This is a genomic window from Arcticibacter sp. (assembly GCF_045629565.1).
GTDB lineage: Bacteria > Bacteroidota > Bacteroidia > Sphingobacteriales > Sphingobacteriaceae > Arcticibacter.
Genome location: NZ_JAZQRL010000007.1, coordinates 21,459 through 36,882, shown reverse-complemented (window position 1 = coordinate 36,882; position 15,424 = coordinate 21,459). Strand labels below are relative to the sequence as shown.

Sequence of the window (15,424 nt, the reverse complement as noted above, 5' to 3'; positions counted from 1 at the left end):
TTAGTCCCTCTGAGCCATTTTTTCCAGGATTTCGTCGAACAATCGCAGCAGTTCACCATGGTCCTCATTTGGAAATTCCGATTCACATCGCTTTAGAAATACCGAACGGGGTTCCAGCTCATGCAACGCAGATTCCAAAATGGTCTGCTCGTTTAAGCTAAGGGCAGCACTTGTCTTGATCTGACGCGGAAAGAAGCGTTCAATAAATGGCTTGCCGGCTTTTAACTTGTCCAACTGCTCATCCAAATCATGAATAAAACGGTCGGTCTTTATTTGAAGCTCTACCCAGGCAGGCATCATCATACCCCGGTCTTCCATAACGTCCAGCTTCATTCTTACTTCTTCCAGTGTTCCTTTTATCCTGATCAGCTTTCTGCAGCAAGGCACTTTCAATGCTGTGATCTGTTGCAGCCCTCCTTCTCGGAAGTCCAGAATCAGCACCTGCTTTTCGTCATCTGTTTCTGAAAAGCTTAAAGGAATAGGTGAACCAGAGTAACGTACATGACTCATTTTGTTCACGATCTGCGGACGGTGTATATGACCTAAGGCTACGTAATTGAATTCTTCAGGGAACTGGTCTCCGCAGATCTGCCCCAGATTGCCAACGTGGATCTCCTTTTCACTTTCAGAAGTACTGGAGCCAGCAGCAAATAGATGCCCGGTCGCAATGACCGGTATTCCCTCTTCTTTATAGGCGGCAATCTCGGCTTTGAACCTATTGTAATGCGCACAAATCCCTTCCTTAATTCGCGACTCCCGGTCCTGCGCGGTTTCGCCTGCAACAGAGAGCCGAACGTCTCTGTCCCTCAAAAAAGGAATCGCACATATCACAAGCTCTACTTTCCCATCTGCATTCAAAACCGGAATGATCTGCTGACGAATATCTTCCGGAACTCCACCAACAACATGAATATTGAAAAACTTCAGCAGCTCTTTGGGTGCGTTGAGCGTACTGATCGAATCGTGATTGCCGCCAATGATGATCACTTCCCGGCAGCAGGTTCCCTTAACCTGCCACAGGAACTTATAGTATTGCTCAAGAGCTATATTCGAAGGATTACCCGTGTCGAAAACATCTCCGGCAATGATTAAAACTTCAATACAATGGTGACTGAGCTCCCCAATGAGCCAGTCCAGAAAGAACTGATGCTCCTCTGTACGTTCACATTGCTCTAACTTTTTTCCCAAATGCCAGTCGGCTGTATGCAGAACCCTCATGTACTACAAACTTCGTGATAAAAACGAAATGTTCTGCCAGAATAAACGTCAGGATTATCTGACAATTACAAGTAAATCTAATTCTTCACACGCTCACATTCTTTTTCGCAACCATCATACTGTTCATCTTCTCCAGTAGACTGATGTATTTATCTTTCCAAAAACCGTCGTCTGTAGATTTGTCCGGGACAATTTCATAACTGGGATCTCCGGAATATCTCCGGCTATCTTTAAAATCGTCGCGCTCAAAGAACTCAGGAAATTCTTGTGAAAAATCGTGTTCGAGTGCTTTTCCCAATCTGAAAATTATCTCGGGCTTAACTTTGGGAAGAACAAACCAATTATACATAGATCTGCGGTTTACTCCCATCAATTTCGAAAGTTCACTCAGTGACATATTCGCACGCCTAACTACCCGTTCGATAATTTTTCCATGATGTTTTTCCATATTACCCGTTATGTGATGTATGATAAATTTTGTGCAAAGAAAGGCTTTGCGGGGTAGAAAAAAGTACCACTTTATGAACGATATGTACTTCCCAAAAAAATGAAAACAGCGTTTAAAGCGTAAAAACGCAGATTTTATGAAATTTTAAGAGTTCCTCACTTTTGTGATATACTGTGAGGGTGTCAAACCGGTATGAAGTTTAAAGTTCCTGTAGAAGGATACTTTAGAATTGAAGCCACATTCATATCCCAGTTGCTCCATGGAGATATCTCTTGGCTGTTCCAATTCTTTGCAGGCGTATTGAATGCGCAGTTGATTAATGTAGTCGGCAAAACTTTTGCCCATCTGTAAACTGAATATTTGCGACAAATAATGCTTCGGAATCTTAGTCGATTCCGAAAGGCGGTCGATGCTAAGCGAAGGGTCTAAGAACAGTCTTTCATTTTCCACCATCGCTGTCAGACGCTCTTCATATATAACCAGAGCTTGTTCGGGTAATCCTGATTTGGCATAGGCCCTGGGTTCTACTGCCATAACCTCGTCCGTGTTGCCAGCATTCAACGTACCTTCCGGATAAATCAACAAGCGCAGCTTATGATCCAGGACGATAAAAACAACTATGGTCATGATCCCATACATCATCAAACGCGGAACGTAAAATGAGGCGTGACTTCTTGGTGAGGAAGAATCAACCGTAATTAACAGGAAACCGGTAAAAACAAGCATTATCCCGGCGGTTGACAAAAGATCTAAGACTCTTTTAAACTTCATAGTTCCATTCCTGTAGAGGTAGAAGCTATATGCTCCGTAACCGAGCAATGATAGGATGATAGCATTGAATAAGGAGTACCTGATCATCACATACAAAATATCCTTATCTGCAGAAGTGCTGATCCAGACGATATACAACAGGTAATACAAAATAAAAGGTGTAGCGTGCAGCAGATAATCCTTCTTATTGAAACGATGATTACCCTGTACTGTCCTCATCGCGAAATAGAGGGTCGGCCCATAAGCCAGTCCGTATGGCGCTGCCCAATCAAGATAAGCCTTATCAGCAAAAAAAGATGCGACCACTAGCGCATGAAAGCTATGCACTACAACCAGGCCAACACCAAAGGTCAGTATTTTTTCATGCAGGGGGCCTGATCTGATCTTAAAACTCATATAAGCCACAATGATGCCTGCAGTAACATTTGCAGCCAGGCACCATGAAATGATTTGCCGTAGAATATCCTCCATAAGGTCTGGTAGCTATGCATCAGAAGATTCGCTGAACTTCCTTCGATATTCAGAAGGGGTGCATCCGCTTATGTCTCTAAAGTAACGATTAAATGATGCTTTTGAATTAAAACCACATGATTCTGCTATACTCTCTATGGTGAGCTCGCTTAATACATCCTGTTTCAATAGACGGCTGGCATGTTCAATTCTGTATTCGGCTATAAGCTGGTAAAAACTTTTGCCATGCTCTATCTGAATAAGTTTAGTACACTTATGTTTGGGAAGTCCGACTTCAGAAGCAAACTTTTCAAGTGAAAGCAGCGGATCGAGGTACAACTGACGCTCGATGAGCACTTTGCTGAGATTTTGACTATCAACAAGGGAACCGACCATGTGTATACTATCCCCTTTCTTTTCAATAAGATCCGCTGACGGTTGCTTAGGGTTGAAAAATACATATGCTCCCAGCATCAATACACAAAAGGCCAATATATAATAAGTAAGCTGCCCTACTCCAAAACCCCAGTCCCATGTAATATGACGTTGAGATGCGAACATGAAGAGCGGAACGGATATAGCTAAAGATATAATAGTCAACAGCTTCAAAATCTGCACATCCGAGAGGCTGGCTTCCCTGGGAATCTTGCTTCGTGAAAAACCTATATACAAACCATACGCCACTATGCTTAACGGCATTGCGGGAAGATGAATGGCATGATATAAGTCAATATCAATCTGACTTAGCACCGTCATCGCGTAAAACGGCACCTGGTGCAAATGATATTCAATACGACTTGTTACGGGTTCCATCGTTAGACTGCGATACAATCTATACAATACCGGACCATATAGCAATGCTACCGGCACAGAAGAATCTAAAAAAATTGTAATCAGATGGAATATACAGTAAGCACAAAGAACCTTAAGGTCAGTTCGAAAAGAGCAATTCAATTCCTTTTGCCTCAGTAGCCGAAGCCAAATTTGATTTGTGATCAATTTAGTTTTAACGAATTTTTAATCAATTTAACTAATATACCTTTCTGTCTTGACCGATCAAAGGATGATATCCGAGGTTTAGGTAATGCCCTTATAAAAAGGATGAAAATAACTCTTGTTCCTATAACTCCCATCCTTTGGTACAAAGATAAATAATGTTACCGTATTGGTAATATGAAACGGTCAGCTTAGCTTCTACACCAAGGCTCCAAACCAAATCCGGTGGACGACTGATAGAGCCATAGAAAAACGGGCTGTAAAAAACTGGAAATCTGGAATATCAGAAGAAATACAAACTGCAAAATAACGTCAACCTGAATGAACATTAAAAGGGTTTTCTCCACATCATGATCTATATGATACCCATAATGGGCGGGTATGCAGCCCATATGAGTCCGAGTTTCAAGCCTGTTAGTCGGACTCATATGGGCTGCAAGTCGCTTTTTATACGCCCACATATAGGATAAGGCCTTATCCGAATATTTACCGATTGACTCCATGAATACCTTAACTACAAACCATTTTTAGCTATTTTTGTAATAAATCTCGTAGAGAAACACAGAAAGCCGATTAGCATGAAACCAGGGGATAAAGTTATTTGCATCAATGCGCTTATAGACGCAGATAAAAAAGAGGAGATCAGTCGTGATTTCGAAATTTGGGTTACTAAAGATAAAGAGTACACTATAAGGGAGATACTTGACAATAATGGTATTGTTACCGGAGTCCTTTTGGAGGAGATTTATAATCTGCCCAAGTTTTTTAAACTCATCAACAAATACCAGGAACCGGCCTTCGCCATCTGGCGATTCCGAAAACTTAATTATGCCACCGCAGCAGCGGCTGAACAACATGAGGAAGAACTTGTTGAAGTAGGTATGGAGCCTAAAAAAGAAAAGGAGCCACTGAAGCAATCCTAATCTTTGGGCGACGGTAACCCAACACTATTTTGATATTGCGTGAGCTGCGTGGCCATACCTTTGAATATAAACAAATGGAATGGCCACATAGCATACCAGTACAAACGTCCCCATAGTCCGCGCGGACGAAAAGTTGCGGTCTGGATCAATGTTTTCCCCGACCTGTCCGACTGATCGATGCAGAACTCCAGCCAAGCCTCGCCCGGTAGCCTCATCTCCGCATAAAGTAACAACCGTTTCTTTTCTTTGTCGGCGAGTAATACCCTCCAAAAATCCAGTGCATCACCCGCGATCAGGCTGTCCTGGTTTCTTCTGCCCCTCCTCATTCCTACACCGCCAACAACTTTATCGGCAAAGCCTCTAAGCTTCCATAAGAAATTCAGGTAATACCAACCCCTGTTACCTCCGATTCCCCATATATTTTCGAGCACTTCGTCCGAGCTTCTGTCGAAGATAATCTTCACCTGCGAACTAAGGGTCCCATTTTGAGGAACCTTGATCTGATCCATAAAAGTTGTTTCAAGGTACCCCCTGTTAAGAGCGTCTTTCCAGCTGCTGACGATCGAATGCTGTTCGATCTTAACGAAGGCGAGTTTTAGCGATTCGCGATAGCTGAAGCATTCTCCGGGAACAATGTTCTTGATGTTATCGTTTTGGCAAACTACCTCATTTTTCATACTTTCCACTAAAGAACTGGCCAGTGAAAAAGGAACAGATGTAACGAAATTAAGCCAATAGGATGACAGCTTGGGCGTCAGGAAGGGTACATTTATGATGTAACGGTTGAGATTTCGGGAAGCGGCATATTCCAAAAGCATCTGCTGGTAGGTCAGGATATCCGGACCGCCTATATCGAATGTCTTATCATAAGCTTCTTCTTTTACGAGTACGCCGCTCAGATAACGAAGCACGTCGCGGATACCGATAGGCTGGCAGCGGGTTCTCACCCATTTAGGAGCAACCATGACGGGGAGCTTTTCTACCAGGTCGCGGATTATTTCGAATGAGGCACTGCCAGATCCAATGATAATCGCTGCTCTTAGGATAGTGCATGGAATATTGCTTTGTTTCAAAACATCTTCTACAGCCAGTCGTGATGAAAGATGCTTCGATAATTTAGCATCATTGACGATGCCTGTCAGATAGATGATCTGTTTACAATTATCGCATCGGGAAAGGGCGCTCACAAAGTTTCCGGCAGTTTGTTTCTCCGCATCAGAGAAGTCACCTTTGGGTGAGGACATGGAATGCACGAGATAATAAGCGGCATCGATATCCACAGGGATCTGATCCAACCCCTTTCCCGTCACCAGGTCGGCTTCGATGATCATTACCTTCTCGGGATATTCGATTTTTTTTATAAAACGTCGCTTGTCGCGAACCATGCAAACCACATCATGACCCTCCGCCAACAGTACGGGAAGCAGACGTGTGCCGATATAACCATTTGCACCTGTGAGTAGAATTTTCATTGTTTTGTTTGATCCAGACAGTGACAACAATCCTGTTCCTGTATTGTTAGTATAGTAACAAAGAGGGTTATAATAAAAATATGTACCGTCTGAAACGGATATTTAATACATTTGGAAACTCAAACAAAGCAAACTCATGAAATCTCTTTTAAAAAAAGCACTGTACACGTTCTTGTTAATCGCCTCTTCAGCATATGGTTCATTCGCAGTCAATGTGGTGGACAGTGATTTAAGCAATACTGCAGGTTCCAACCGAGGACATGAAAATTTAACTATATATGTATTTATTATCATATTCCTGATTCTGGCTGCCACAGCGCCTTTTTATGATAAAAAAGGGAACAAATAAGGTCAGAAAAAATATTTAAAAAATTTTTCACTTTTTTGAAACTATTAGCCGGTTTCATCGTTAAAGTAGGTGATAAGGTTTAGGTGCCCTTGCTATACTCATTATAGCAGGGGCTTTTTTTATCCTAAAAAATCACTTGCGGATAGTAATGCGCCTGCCACCAATGCGGCGAAAAGCGTGTTTAAAAAGTTTACCACATCATTATCTATAACATGTTTCCGCTCTAGGGTGGCGCCAAGTACAGAATCAAAGAGGTTTCCGGCCATACCTGCTATCATCACAATTGCGACCAAAGGGGTAAATCCGGCAAAGCAGCCGAATAGAAAAGCTATTAAAGCACTTCCCGCTAATCCAGCCATCGACCCCTCTAAACTGATGACTCCGTTCTCTCCCCTGACATCTTTCTGCCAGTGGAGAACATGATAGAAACGACGGCCATAGACGTTCCCCAGCTCTGAGGAGAGCGTGTCTGAGGTTGCAGAGGCAAAAGCCGAAGCAATGAGCACCGTGCAAAACTCGCGTTGTGACGGAAGGCTGAACGCGATGAGTGCAGCTATGGCGGGAACGCCTGCGTTAGCCAGCACTTGTGACGCAACCCGTCGTCCCTTATCGGTTTCTGCAAGTCCCATGCGAACTTTTAGTTGATGTCTCCATTGGCTCGCACCTGTTCCGAGAACGAAGAAACCCGCCATCATGAGCACCCCTGCATATCCTGAACCGAGATAAAGCATATAAGCAAGAATGCCCCCGCATACCGATCCCCATAAGGTTAACTTCCTTTGATATACACTGAAAAACATACCCGCACAAAGGCATGCAATCAACAAAAGGTGGGCTGCATTCATAAGCTAAATATAATGGTACAGCAGGAGCACGTACGCGAATCGAGTAAAAAAGTTACAATATAGGAATAAACTATTTCTTATCTTAAGGCGTTAACCTATAACCATGTAAACCTTAAGAAAGCTCAAATATGGAGGATAATCTGATCGTTAACCTAAGACCCCTATTAATCCACAGCCTGAACGAGACCGGATTTTATGACCAGGCGATTGATCTGGTGCGGGTACCTGCGTTGAAGTCGGCGTTTGCGAAATATCTTTGGATGCGGGGAGAACATATTGTAGGTATACGCTCCTTCCTTGTTCGGGCCAACTGCAAGCTGAGTGAGTTTAACTTCGCAAACTGTCCTGACCCGGCAGCCTGGGAAGCTTTCCGCCAGACGATTAACAAGCACGACAGTGACGCTTTATTACGTTGGGGGCTTCAGAAAGGCAACGTCACCCTGCGAAAGTATGAATCGACACTATCCCACACAAGCGAAAACAAGCATCTTCGCTGTATGTTAGACCATCACATGAAAGATATCCGCAACTCCCTGGACAACCTTTCCGCTTTGAAGCTAAGCTTTCGCTAAATTTCCCGATTCACTGCCCACCATTAGGGTTTCTTGCTGAAGTTTTTTTTCTTTGTAAAACAAGTGCGTTAAATTTACATTGTGTTGTTATACTTGTACAATAACGTAGATTGCAAAAGAAATACTTAAATCTTAATAACTATGCAGGAATTAGAGCCTTCTGTTCTAAACAAAATTAATGAATGGCTTGAGGGAAGCTATGATGCTGATACCCGCCAACAAATCCAACAACTACTTGACGAAAAAGCGTTTACTGAATTGACCGACTCGTTTTACAAAGATCTGCAGTTTGGTACAGGTGGACTTCGTGGAACAATGGGTCCGGGCTCCAACCGCATTAACAAGTACACCATAGGTAAAACCACACAGGGATTGGCAAACTATCTGAAGAAAACCTATCCTTCTGAAAAGATTAAGGTGGCTATCGCACACGATAGCCGTAATAACTCCGATTATTTTGCACGGGTGACTGCAGAGGTGTTCTCCGCAAATGGGATTTATGTTTATTTCTTCAAAGAACTTCGTCCTACACCTGAATTATCCTTCGCCATACGTGAGCTCGGATGTAAGAGTGGAGTGATGATTACCGCATCACACAACCCGAAAGAGTACAATGGATACAAGGCTTATGGTGCAGACGGGGGACAGTTTGTGAGTCCGGAAGATGCCAGGGTTTTGGAAGAAGTATTTGCTATCCAGAGCATCGATGAGGTGAAGTTTGACCGTGTGGAAGAGAACATCGAGGCGATTGGGGAAGAGATTGACCAGCTTTATCTGGACAAGATAGCTAAGCTGAGTGTCTCTCCTGACGCTATAGCCCGTCAGAAAGACCTGAAGATTGTGTTCTCTCCTATTCACGGAACGGGAATTACCCTGGTTCCGAAAGCGCTTGAGAAGTTTGGCTTCACCAACGTGAACCTGGTGGAAAAGCAGATTCAGCCCGATGGCAACTTTCCTACGGTGATCTATCCGAACCCTGAAGAAAAGGAAGCACTCACGCTTGCCCTTGAAAAAGGTGTGGAAGTGGACGCGGACCTGATCATGGCTACCGACCCTGATGCTGACCGTATCGGAATCGCGGTAAAGAACAACGAGGGTGAATTTATCTTGTTGAACGGTAACCAGACCGGAAGCTTGCTGATCAATTACCTGCTTACTGCATGGGAGCAGAAAGGCTTGTTCACCGGCAAAGAATACATTGTTAAAACGATCGTTACATCTTACCTGATTGACGAGATTGCGAAGGCGAAGAATGTAGAGTGCTACAATACGCTGACCGGCTTCAAATATATCGGTGAGCTGATGACCCGCTTCAAGGATGAGAAAGTGTTCATCGGCGGCGGTGAAGAGAGCTATGGTTACTTGATCGGTGATCTGGTACGTGATAAAGATGCTGTTGTATCGGCTGCATTTATAGCAGAAATGACGGCTTATTACAAAGATCAGGGAAGCAGCCTGTATGATACTTTGCTGAATATGTACCTGCAATATGGTTTGTATAAAGAAAAATTGGTATCGGTTACGAAAAAAGGCAAGTCGGGAGCTGAAGAGATTAAAGCAATGATGGAGCGTTTCCGTAATAATCCTCCTGCGACTTTGGGTGGTTCAAAGGTGACGACGTTGAAGGATTATGAGCTTCGGGTATCGACTGATATTGCCAGCGGCACGAAATCTGATATTGAACTCCCTGAATCTGATGTGCTTCAGTTCTTTACTGAAGATGGCAGCATTATTTCTGCGAGACCATCTGGAACAGAGCCTAAAATCAAGTTCTATTGTAGTGTTAAAACAACTCTTGCTGATAAGGCAGCTTATGATGCAGCAAGCAAGGAGCTGGACGCGAAAGTAGATGCGATTATGGCGGATCTGGGAGTGTAGATCAAACTTTTGTTAAATAATTAAAAAGCGGACATTTTTTAATGTGCCGCTTTTTTTATCTTCCATCAGGTTCGTCACTAACTGAATGTGAATATGTTAACAAATAATAAACATTCCTTTCACATGCTTTTATTTATATTTACGCTAACACCAAGCAATCGAAAACTTCACTGCATGTAAACTTACTCTTATGACCTGGAAAAAATTTAGTGGCGAGATGATTTCAAACTCGATACATGAAGCAGTAGAGAGCGCTATTCTGCGCGAATACCACCAGGGAAATAAGCTAAAGGTTTGCATTGGAACCGATTCCCAGGTGAAAGGATCAGTGACGGACTACGCTACCGTCATCGTATTCATCAGGGAAAAGAAGGGTGCCTTTATGTTCATCCATCAGGAGCGAAGTTCCATTAAGATGAGCATCAAGGAAAGAATGCTGACCGAAGTCCAGAAATCCATCGAGGTGGCCTACTCATTATGTGACCTTCTTGATCTGTATCATGTGGATCTGGAGGTGCATGCGGATATCAACACGAACCCTATGTTCAAGTCTAATCAGGCCCTGCACGATGCGATGGGTTATATACTCAGTATGGGATTCGTATTCAAGGCGAAACCTGAAGCTTTTGCCAGTTCTGCATGTGCTAATAAAATGGTACACTGAGGAATATCCCTTGCAGATGTGAAGATAATTGACTTTCTGTTAAAAGCGCAGCTTTTCGTACTTTTGCTCTATGCTTTCTTATACAGAAGAGAATTATTTAAAAGCACTCTTTCACCTGACGTACGAAATTGAACATTCCAATGAGGCTGGAACTAACCAGCTGGCTTCCTATATGGGGGTCAAGCCTGCTACGGCGACCGACATGTTACGAAAACTGAAGGAAAAGGGCCTTATCGACTACGAGAAGTACGGCAAGATTACTTTATCTGACGACGGGAGAGGCCATGCGCTTGAAGTTTTACGCAAACACCGCCTATGGGAAACTTTTCTGTTTCAGAAGCTGGACTTTACCTGGGATGAGGTGCATGAGGTAGCGGAGCAGCTGGAGCATATCCATTCTCCGAAACTGATTGATAAGCTGGATAAGTTTCTTGGCTTCCCCGAATATGACCCGCATGGTGACGCCATACCCGATGCCCAAGGAAATTTGAAACCTTCTTTCAGGAAATCACTGGCAGAGGTTGAGCCTGGCGGGCAGTGTAAGATGGTTGCCGTACGCGACAATACTGTCGCTTTTCTTCAGTACGTAAGTCAGCTGAACCTAAAAATAGATACACCCATAAAGGTCTTGTCCCGTCAGAGCTATGATGGAACGATTGAAATTCTGATTGACAATCAGTTAAATACGGTTTCTCAGAAATTTGCTGAAAACATAATGATTGTTTAGACCTTTGTTAAACAACAGACAAAAAAAATGAGCGTCAACATACGTAATAAAAAAGCATACTTTGAGTACCATATCCTCGATAAATATGTGGCGGGTATTCAGTTCCTGGGCACGGAGATCAAGTCAGTAAGAGAAGGCAAAGCCAATCTGAATGATGCGTTTTGTGCTTTTCTGGGAGATCAGTTGTTTGTCAGGAACATGCATATTTCAGAGTACTCTCACGGCTCATTTTACAACCATGAGTCGAAACGTGATCGTGCGTTGTTACTCACTAAGAAGGAGCTGAAGAAGCTGCGTGACAAGAGTGAAGAGAAAGGCTTTACTATTGTTCCGCTTGCGCTATTTATCAGCGAGCGTGGTTTCGCCAAGCTGGAGATCGGTCTGGCGCAGGGTAAGAAAACCTTCGACAAACGTGACACGATAAAAGACAGGGAGAGTAAGATCGAGCTCGACAGAGCAATGAAACGCTAAGGTTCTCTTAAGCCTACCAGGCCTGATCACCTACCAGGGGAACAAACCGGAACGTGTCCAGCTCTATGCGTTCGTAGTCGCTCTCATTAAGACGGATCACGGTGATCATCTTCTGGCTTTTCTCATCGCCAACGGGAATAACCATCGTCCCTCCGATTTTCAGCTGCTTCAACATAATTTCAGGAACAAAAGGTGCGCCTGCCGTTACCAGGATTTTGTCGTATGGGGCATGCTCTGAAAGTCCTTTTGACCCGTCGCCAAGAAAGAAGTGGGGAAAATACCCCATTTTGTTGAGGAACAGTTTGGAGCGATGGAATAACTTCTCCTGGCGCTCGATGGTATAAACTTCCGCCCCCAGCTCCAAAAGAATGCAGGTTTGATAGCCAGATCCCGTACCTATTTCGAGCACTTTATCATTGTTTCGAATATGCAGCAATTGAGTTTGGTAAGCTACGGTATACGGTTGGGAGATGGTTTGCCCTTCCCCTATCGGGAAAGCGATATCGCGATAGGCCTGGTTCCAGAAGGTCTCGTCAAAGAAATAATGTCTCGGTACTTTTCCTATCGCGTCCAGAACGTTAATATCTTCAATCTGTCGTTCATCCTTAAGGAGTTTCACTAATTTTTTCCTCGCCCCTTTTTCCCTGTAATTATCTACGAACTTGTAAGCCATCCTACGCCAAAAATAAGCTTAATTCGAGAATTTAATGCTACAATTACGTGTAAGGCGGATACTTCATTAGCAATCAACGCCATAATTTGCTTAGATCTGACTAAAAGGGGTCTACGTCTACCTGTATAAATGTTCCTTTGTTTTGCTTATCGGCTTCAAACCCCAGAAGCGCCTGTGCCAGGTACTCTTTCACTTTGGATACCGGGATTCCCTTACGTTCGATTTTGATATAGATGGTTTTGATATATAGGTTTCGGATTCTGGAAATCATGGGTTCCTCGGGACCCAAAACACGCTCTCCCAGCGTTGTGCGGATCGCTGCAGCAAAACGCTGCGCAGCCTGATTGAGTACTTGCTGATCCTTATGCTTGATATCCAGCCGGATCATTCTGTATAAAGGCGGATATTTAAAATTAAGTCTCTCCTGAATTTCGGTATTGAAAAGACTCTCGTAATCGTGACGGATCACCTGATCAATCACACGATGTTTGGTATCGTAAGTCTGAATAATAACCCTACCAGCCTTATCGCGTCTGCCGGCTCTGCCTCCTACCTGGGAAAGCAATTGAAATCCCTTTTCGAAAGCCCGGAAATCCGGAAAGCTCAGCAGGCTGTCTGCATTAATAATACCGATGAGGGTTACGTGACTGAAGTCAAGCCCCTTGGCCACAATCTGCGTTCCAACCAGGATATCAATGTTCTGCTCTTCAAACTCGCTAAGGATATGCTGGAAGCTGTGCTTGGCTCTGGTCGTGTCGAGGTCCATGCGTGCTATCCTTGCTTCAGGGAAGATGTACTTGAGGTCGTCTTCGATTTTTTCCGTGCCGAAACCTTTCGGTTCAATGTGAACAGAGCCGCAGGCCGGACATGAGGAAAGCACGTCTTGCTTGTACCCGCAATAATGACAATGGAGCTGACCGGTGCTCTTATGGTAGTTCATACTCACATCGCAGTGGATACATTTGGATATATATCCGCAGGTGCGGCAAATCGACAACGGGGTATAGCCTCTGCGGTTCTGGAACAGGATAACTTGTTCTTTTTTTTCCAGGTTCTCTCTGATAGCGTCGATGAGGACGCTCGTGAAGTTTGCCTGGATAGTCTTCTTACTGGTTTCTTCACTGATGCTGACTACCTTTATTTCGGGCAGCCCGGCTTCTCCAAATCGCTCGGTCAGCTGCACGAAACCGTACTTGGAAGATTTTGCGTTAAAGAAGCTCTCCAGTGATGGGGTGGCCGATCCCAGGAGGACCTTTGCCTGATGGATATGCGCGAGGTATATAGCCGTATCACGGGCATGGTACCGCGGAGCTGGATCCTGCTGCTTGTAAGACGTTTCATGCTCTTCATCAACGACTATCAGTCCGAGGTCAGTGAAGGGTAAAAACACGGCAGATCGTGCTCCCAGAATGATGCTATACTCATTCTTGAGTACTCTCGACCATACCTCGGCTCGTTCGTTATCGCCCATCCTCGAATGGTAAATACCTATGGCATTTCCGAAGTATTTCTTTAGTCGCTCGATGATCTGGGTAGTGAGGGCGATCTCCGGTAGTAGATATAACACCTGTTTTTCCTTCTGCAGGTTCTCTTCTATTAATCTCACATATAATTGCGTTTTGCCGGATGAGGTGACACCATACAGGAGGACGACATCTTTCTGCAGGAAGTGGCTCTTGATCTCTTCCTCAGCTTTTAGCTGACTGGAACTCAGCATGAACTCATCGGCCAACTCCAGCTCTCCATGAGCAAGCCGGCTAACGACCTTGCTTTCGAGAACAAAAATTTCTTTATCAATAAGGGTCTTGATCACAGAGGCGCTGCACCCGCATTCTTCCATGATGTCCTTTCGGAGCACCTCGGTGTTGTTCCTGCTCAGCTTAAGCCAGGCGAGAAAGGCTTCGAGTTGTTTGGGACTCCGCTCCAGCACCTCAAAGAGCGCCTTCTTGCTTCCGTCTTCCTGGTATATGGGATTCAGTTGGACGAAAGCTTTTGTCTTGGGTTTATATTTTTCAATAATCTCTTCGGAAATATGGATAATCCCCTTATCAAACAGTGACTTTAAGAGTTTAAAAACGGACTTCTGGCCGAGAAGCTTAACAATATCGTTCACCTTCAGTTCCGGCTGAATCTCCAGGGCGTCGATGATCAGAAACTCCTTATCGTTGAGGTCTGCTTTATCATACTCCGCATCAGCAATCAGAACAACGCGCGTTTCACTGGCGAGCTTGAGTGCCGAAGGCAAAGCCGCCTGCATGACTTCGCCTATGGTGCACATATAATAGGTTGAAATCCATTCCCACAGCTTCAGCTGTTGTGCATTAACGATTGGCTTATCGTCCAGGATATCAATCACATATTTAGCTTCATATAAAGAAGGAGCTTTCTCAGATACAGCATATATCACCGAGGTATAAATGCGACTCTTGCCGAACTGCACGACGGCGCGCTTTCCGATACCTATCTGATCGTTGAGTGCACGGGGAACACGGTAAGTGTAGGTCTTTGATATAGAAAGAGGTAGTATTACCTCTACAAAGTAGGTCTTAAACTCCCCTTCTGCTTCATTGAATTCGAGCATTATTTATTCTTGATTGCTGCCAGTAAAAGGAACACCCATCCGAGGATGAACATGAGTCCTCCTATGGGGGTGATCGGACCAAGGATTCCGGATTCCAGTCCGGTTACCGCTCTTGTAGACAAGAGATAAAGAGAACCGGAAAATAGTAGAATTCCTATCGTGAATGCATAATAGGCAAATTCGATGAACCGGTCGCGGTAGCGGACCATGGTAGAAAGGAACAGCAAGGCCAGAGTATGATAAAAGTGATAGCTGACTGCTGTTTTCCAGTTTTCGAGGTCAGATGTGGAAATCAGACTCTTTAGTCCATGAGCTCCGAAGGCTCCCAGGATAACAGCTAAAATTCCGAACAGTGCCGCAGTGACGATAATCTTTTTGTTCATACT

15 protein-coding genes and 1 pseudogene are annotated in these 15,424 nt (G+C 44.2%); 7 read left to right on the top strand and 9 right to left on the bottom strand.

Features of this window, described 5'->3' with window-relative positions:
* The 4 genes from ACKI5J_RS00805 to ACKI5J_RS00790 form a co-directional block, all read right to left on the bottom strand.
* Positions 1 to 1,218 (bottom strand): exonuclease SbcCD subunit D C-terminal domain-containing protein, encoded by a 1,218-nt coding sequence (locus ACKI5J_RS00805; protein WP_407425520.1) that lies wholly within the window; start codon positions 1,216 to 1,218, stop codon positions 1 to 3.
* Between the two features lie 85 nt (positions 1,219 to 1,303).
* Positions 1,304 to 1,666, bottom strand: a complete 363-nt coding sequence (locus tag ACKI5J_RS00800; RefSeq protein ID WP_407425518.1) for a helix-turn-helix domain-containing protein — start codon at positions 1,664 to 1,666, stop codon at positions 1,304 to 1,306.
* A gap of 144 nt (positions 1,667 to 1,810) precedes the next feature.
* Positions 1,811 to 2,908, bottom strand: coding sequence for a helix-turn-helix domain-containing protein (locus tag ACKI5J_RS00795; RefSeq protein ID WP_407425516.1), 1,098 nt, complete (start codon positions 2,906 to 2,908; stop codon positions 1,811 to 1,813).
* Positions 2,909 to 2,920: 12 nt separating this feature from the next.
* Positions 2,921 to 3,700, bottom strand: coding sequence for a helix-turn-helix domain-containing protein (locus ACKI5J_RS00790; RefSeq protein WP_407425514.1), 780 nt, complete (start codon positions 3,698 to 3,700; stop codon positions 2,921 to 2,923).
* A 761-nt stretch (positions 3,701 to 4,461) separates the two neighbouring features.
* Between ACKI5J_RS00790 and ACKI5J_RS00785 the strand changes: the two genes are divergently transcribed.
* The gene (locus ACKI5J_RS00785) at positions 4,462 to 4,806 is read left to right on the top strand and encodes a hypothetical protein (protein ID WP_407425512.1); all 345 of its coding nucleotides are present in this window, start codon (positions 4,462 to 4,464) and stop codon (positions 4,804 to 4,806) included.
* On the opposite strand, the gene ACKI5J_RS00780 is transcribed toward ACKI5J_RS00785, so the two are convergent.
* Complete coding sequence (locus tag ACKI5J_RS00780; RefSeq protein WP_407425510.1) at positions 4,803 to 6,278, bottom strand: SDR family oxidoreductase; 1,476 nt, start codon at positions 6,276 to 6,278, stop codon at positions 4,803 to 4,805. The two genes, ACKI5J_RS00785 and ACKI5J_RS00780, sit on opposite strands and share 4 nt — an antisense overlap.
* 136 nt (positions 6,279 to 6,414) lie before the next feature.
* On the opposite strand from ACKI5J_RS00780, the gene ACKI5J_RS00775 reads away from it, so the two are divergent.
* Positions 6,415 to 6,627 (top strand): hypothetical protein, encoded by a 213-nt coding sequence (locus tag ACKI5J_RS00775; protein WP_407425508.1) that lies wholly within the window; start codon positions 6,415 to 6,417, stop codon positions 6,625 to 6,627.
* 119 nt (positions 6,628 to 6,746) lie between these two features.
* On the opposite strand, the gene ACKI5J_RS00770 is transcribed toward ACKI5J_RS00775, so the two are convergent.
* Positions 6,747 to 7,472: a DUF92 domain-containing protein gene (locus ACKI5J_RS00770; protein WP_407425507.1), complete on the bottom strand. Its 726-nt coding sequence runs from the start codon at positions 7,470 to 7,472 to the stop codon at positions 6,747 to 6,749.
* Between the two features lie 128 nt (positions 7,473 to 7,600).
* Here ACKI5J_RS00770 and ACKI5J_RS00765 point away from each other — a divergent pair, with 128 nt between their 5' ends.
* The 5 genes and pseudogenes from ACKI5J_RS00765 to smpB all read left to right on the top strand — a co-directional run.
* Positions 7,601 to 8,044, top strand: a complete 444-nt coding sequence (locus ACKI5J_RS00765) for a hypothetical protein (RefSeq protein ID WP_407425505.1) — start codon at positions 7,601 to 7,603, stop codon at positions 8,042 to 8,044.
* A 141-nt stretch (positions 8,045 to 8,185) separates the two neighbouring features.
* Positions 8,186 to 9,922 (top strand): phospho-sugar mutase, encoded by a 1,737-nt coding sequence (locus tag ACKI5J_RS00760; protein ID WP_407425503.1) that lies wholly within the window; start codon positions 8,186 to 8,188, stop codon positions 9,920 to 9,922.
* Between the two features lie 190 nt (positions 9,923 to 10,112).
* Positions 10,113 to 10,586, top strand: a complete 474-nt coding sequence (locus ACKI5J_RS00755) for a ribonuclease H-like YkuK family protein (protein WP_106292809.1) — start codon at positions 10,113 to 10,115, stop codon at positions 10,584 to 10,586.
* A gap of 70 nt (positions 10,587 to 10,656) precedes the next feature.
* Entirely contained in the window at positions 10,657 to 11,313 is a 657-nt protein-coding gene (locus ACKI5J_RS00750) for a metal-dependent transcriptional regulator (RefSeq protein ID WP_407425501.1), read from the top strand.
* A 21-nt stretch (positions 11,314 to 11,334) separates the two neighbouring features.
* Positions 11,335 to 11,784 (top strand): annotated as a pseudogene (gene smpB / locus ACKI5J_RS00745) (SsrA-binding protein SmpB); the annotation flags it as partial.
* Between the two features lie 13 nt (positions 11,785 to 11,797).
* On the opposite strand, the gene ACKI5J_RS00740 reads toward smpB, so the two are convergent.
* The 3 genes from ACKI5J_RS00740 to ACKI5J_RS00730 all read right to left on the bottom strand — a co-directional run bounded on the left by ACKI5J_RS00740 (position 11,798) and on the right by ACKI5J_RS00730 (position 15,421).
* Positions 11,798 to 12,457 carry a protein-L-isoaspartate(D-aspartate) O-methyltransferase gene (locus tag ACKI5J_RS00740; RefSeq protein ID WP_407425499.1) on the bottom strand — a complete coding sequence of 220 codons (660 nt, stop codon included), beginning with the start codon at positions 12,455 to 12,457 and terminating at the stop codon, positions 11,798 to 11,800.
* 100 nt (positions 12,458 to 12,557) lie between these two features.
* Positions 12,558 to 15,038, bottom strand: a complete 2,481-nt coding sequence (priA, locus tag ACKI5J_RS00735) for a primosomal protein N' (RefSeq protein ID WP_407425497.1) — start codon at positions 15,036 to 15,038, stop codon at positions 12,558 to 12,560.
* Entirely contained in the window at positions 15,038 to 15,421 is a 384-nt protein-coding gene (locus ACKI5J_RS00730; RefSeq protein WP_407425495.1) for a DUF423 domain-containing protein, read from the bottom strand. Before ACKI5J_RS00730 ends, priA begins: the two co-directional genes overlap by 1 nt.
* Between the last annotated feature and the right edge of the window lie 3 nt (positions 15,422 to 15,424).

What these genes read in the sequence shown, in the direction of transcription:
- ACKI5J_RS00795 (WP_407425516.1), bottom strand. Translation starts at nt 2,908, where the DNA reads ATGGAGGATATTCTACGGCAAATCATTTCATGGTGCCTGGCTGCAAAT.
- ACKI5J_RS00805 (WP_407425520.1), bottom strand. Translation starts at nt 1,218, where the DNA reads ATGAGGGTTCTGCATACAGCCGACTGGCATTTGGGAAAAAAGTTAGAG.
- ACKI5J_RS00760 (WP_407425503.1), top strand. Translation starts at nt 8,186, where the DNA reads ATGCAGGAATTAGAGCCTTCTGTTCTAAACAAAATTAATGAATGGCTT.
- ACKI5J_RS00740 (WP_407425499.1), bottom strand. Translation starts at nt 12,457, where the DNA reads ATGGCTTACAAGTTCGTAGATAATTACAGGGAAAAAGGGGCGAGGAAA.
- priA (WP_407425497.1), bottom strand. Translation starts at nt 15,038, where the DNA reads ATGCTCGAATTCAATGAAGCAGAAGGGGAGTTTAAGACCTACTTTGTA.
- ACKI5J_RS00800 (WP_407425518.1), bottom strand. Translation starts at nt 1,666, where the DNA reads ATGGAAAAACATCATGGAAAAATTATCGAACGGGTAGTTAGGCGTGCG.
- ACKI5J_RS00790 (WP_407425514.1), bottom strand. Translation starts at nt 3,700, where the DNA reads ATGGAACCCGTAACAAGTCGTATTGAATATCATTTGCACCAGGTGCCG.
- ACKI5J_RS00750 (WP_407425501.1), top strand. Translation starts at nt 10,657, where the DNA reads ATGCTTTCTTATACAGAAGAGAATTATTTAAAAGCACTCTTTCACCTG.
- ACKI5J_RS00785 (WP_407425512.1), top strand. Translation starts at nt 4,462, where the DNA reads ATGAAACCAGGGGATAAAGTTATTTGCATCAATGCGCTTATAGACGCA.
- ACKI5J_RS00770 (WP_407425507.1), bottom strand. Translation starts at nt 7,472, where the DNA reads ATGAATGCAGCCCACCTTTTGTTGATTGCATGCCTTTGTGCGGGTATG.
- ACKI5J_RS00765 (WP_407425505.1), top strand. Translation starts at nt 7,601, where the DNA reads ATGGAGGATAATCTGATCGTTAACCTAAGACCCCTATTAATCCACAGC.
- ACKI5J_RS00730 (WP_407425495.1), bottom strand. Translation starts at nt 15,421, where the DNA reads ATGAACAAAAAGATTATCGTCACTGCGGCACTGTTCGGAATTTTAGCT.
- ACKI5J_RS00775 (WP_407425508.1), top strand. Translation starts at nt 6,415, where the DNA reads ATGAAATCTCTTTTAAAAAAAGCACTGTACACGTTCTTGTTAATCGCC.
- ACKI5J_RS00780 (WP_407425510.1), bottom strand. Translation starts at nt 6,278, where the DNA reads ATGAAAATTCTACTCACAGGTGCAAATGGTTATATCGGCACACGTCTG.
- ACKI5J_RS00755 (WP_106292809.1), top strand. Translation starts at nt 10,113, where the DNA reads ATGACCTGGAAAAAATTTAGTGGCGAGATGATTTCAAACTCGATACAT.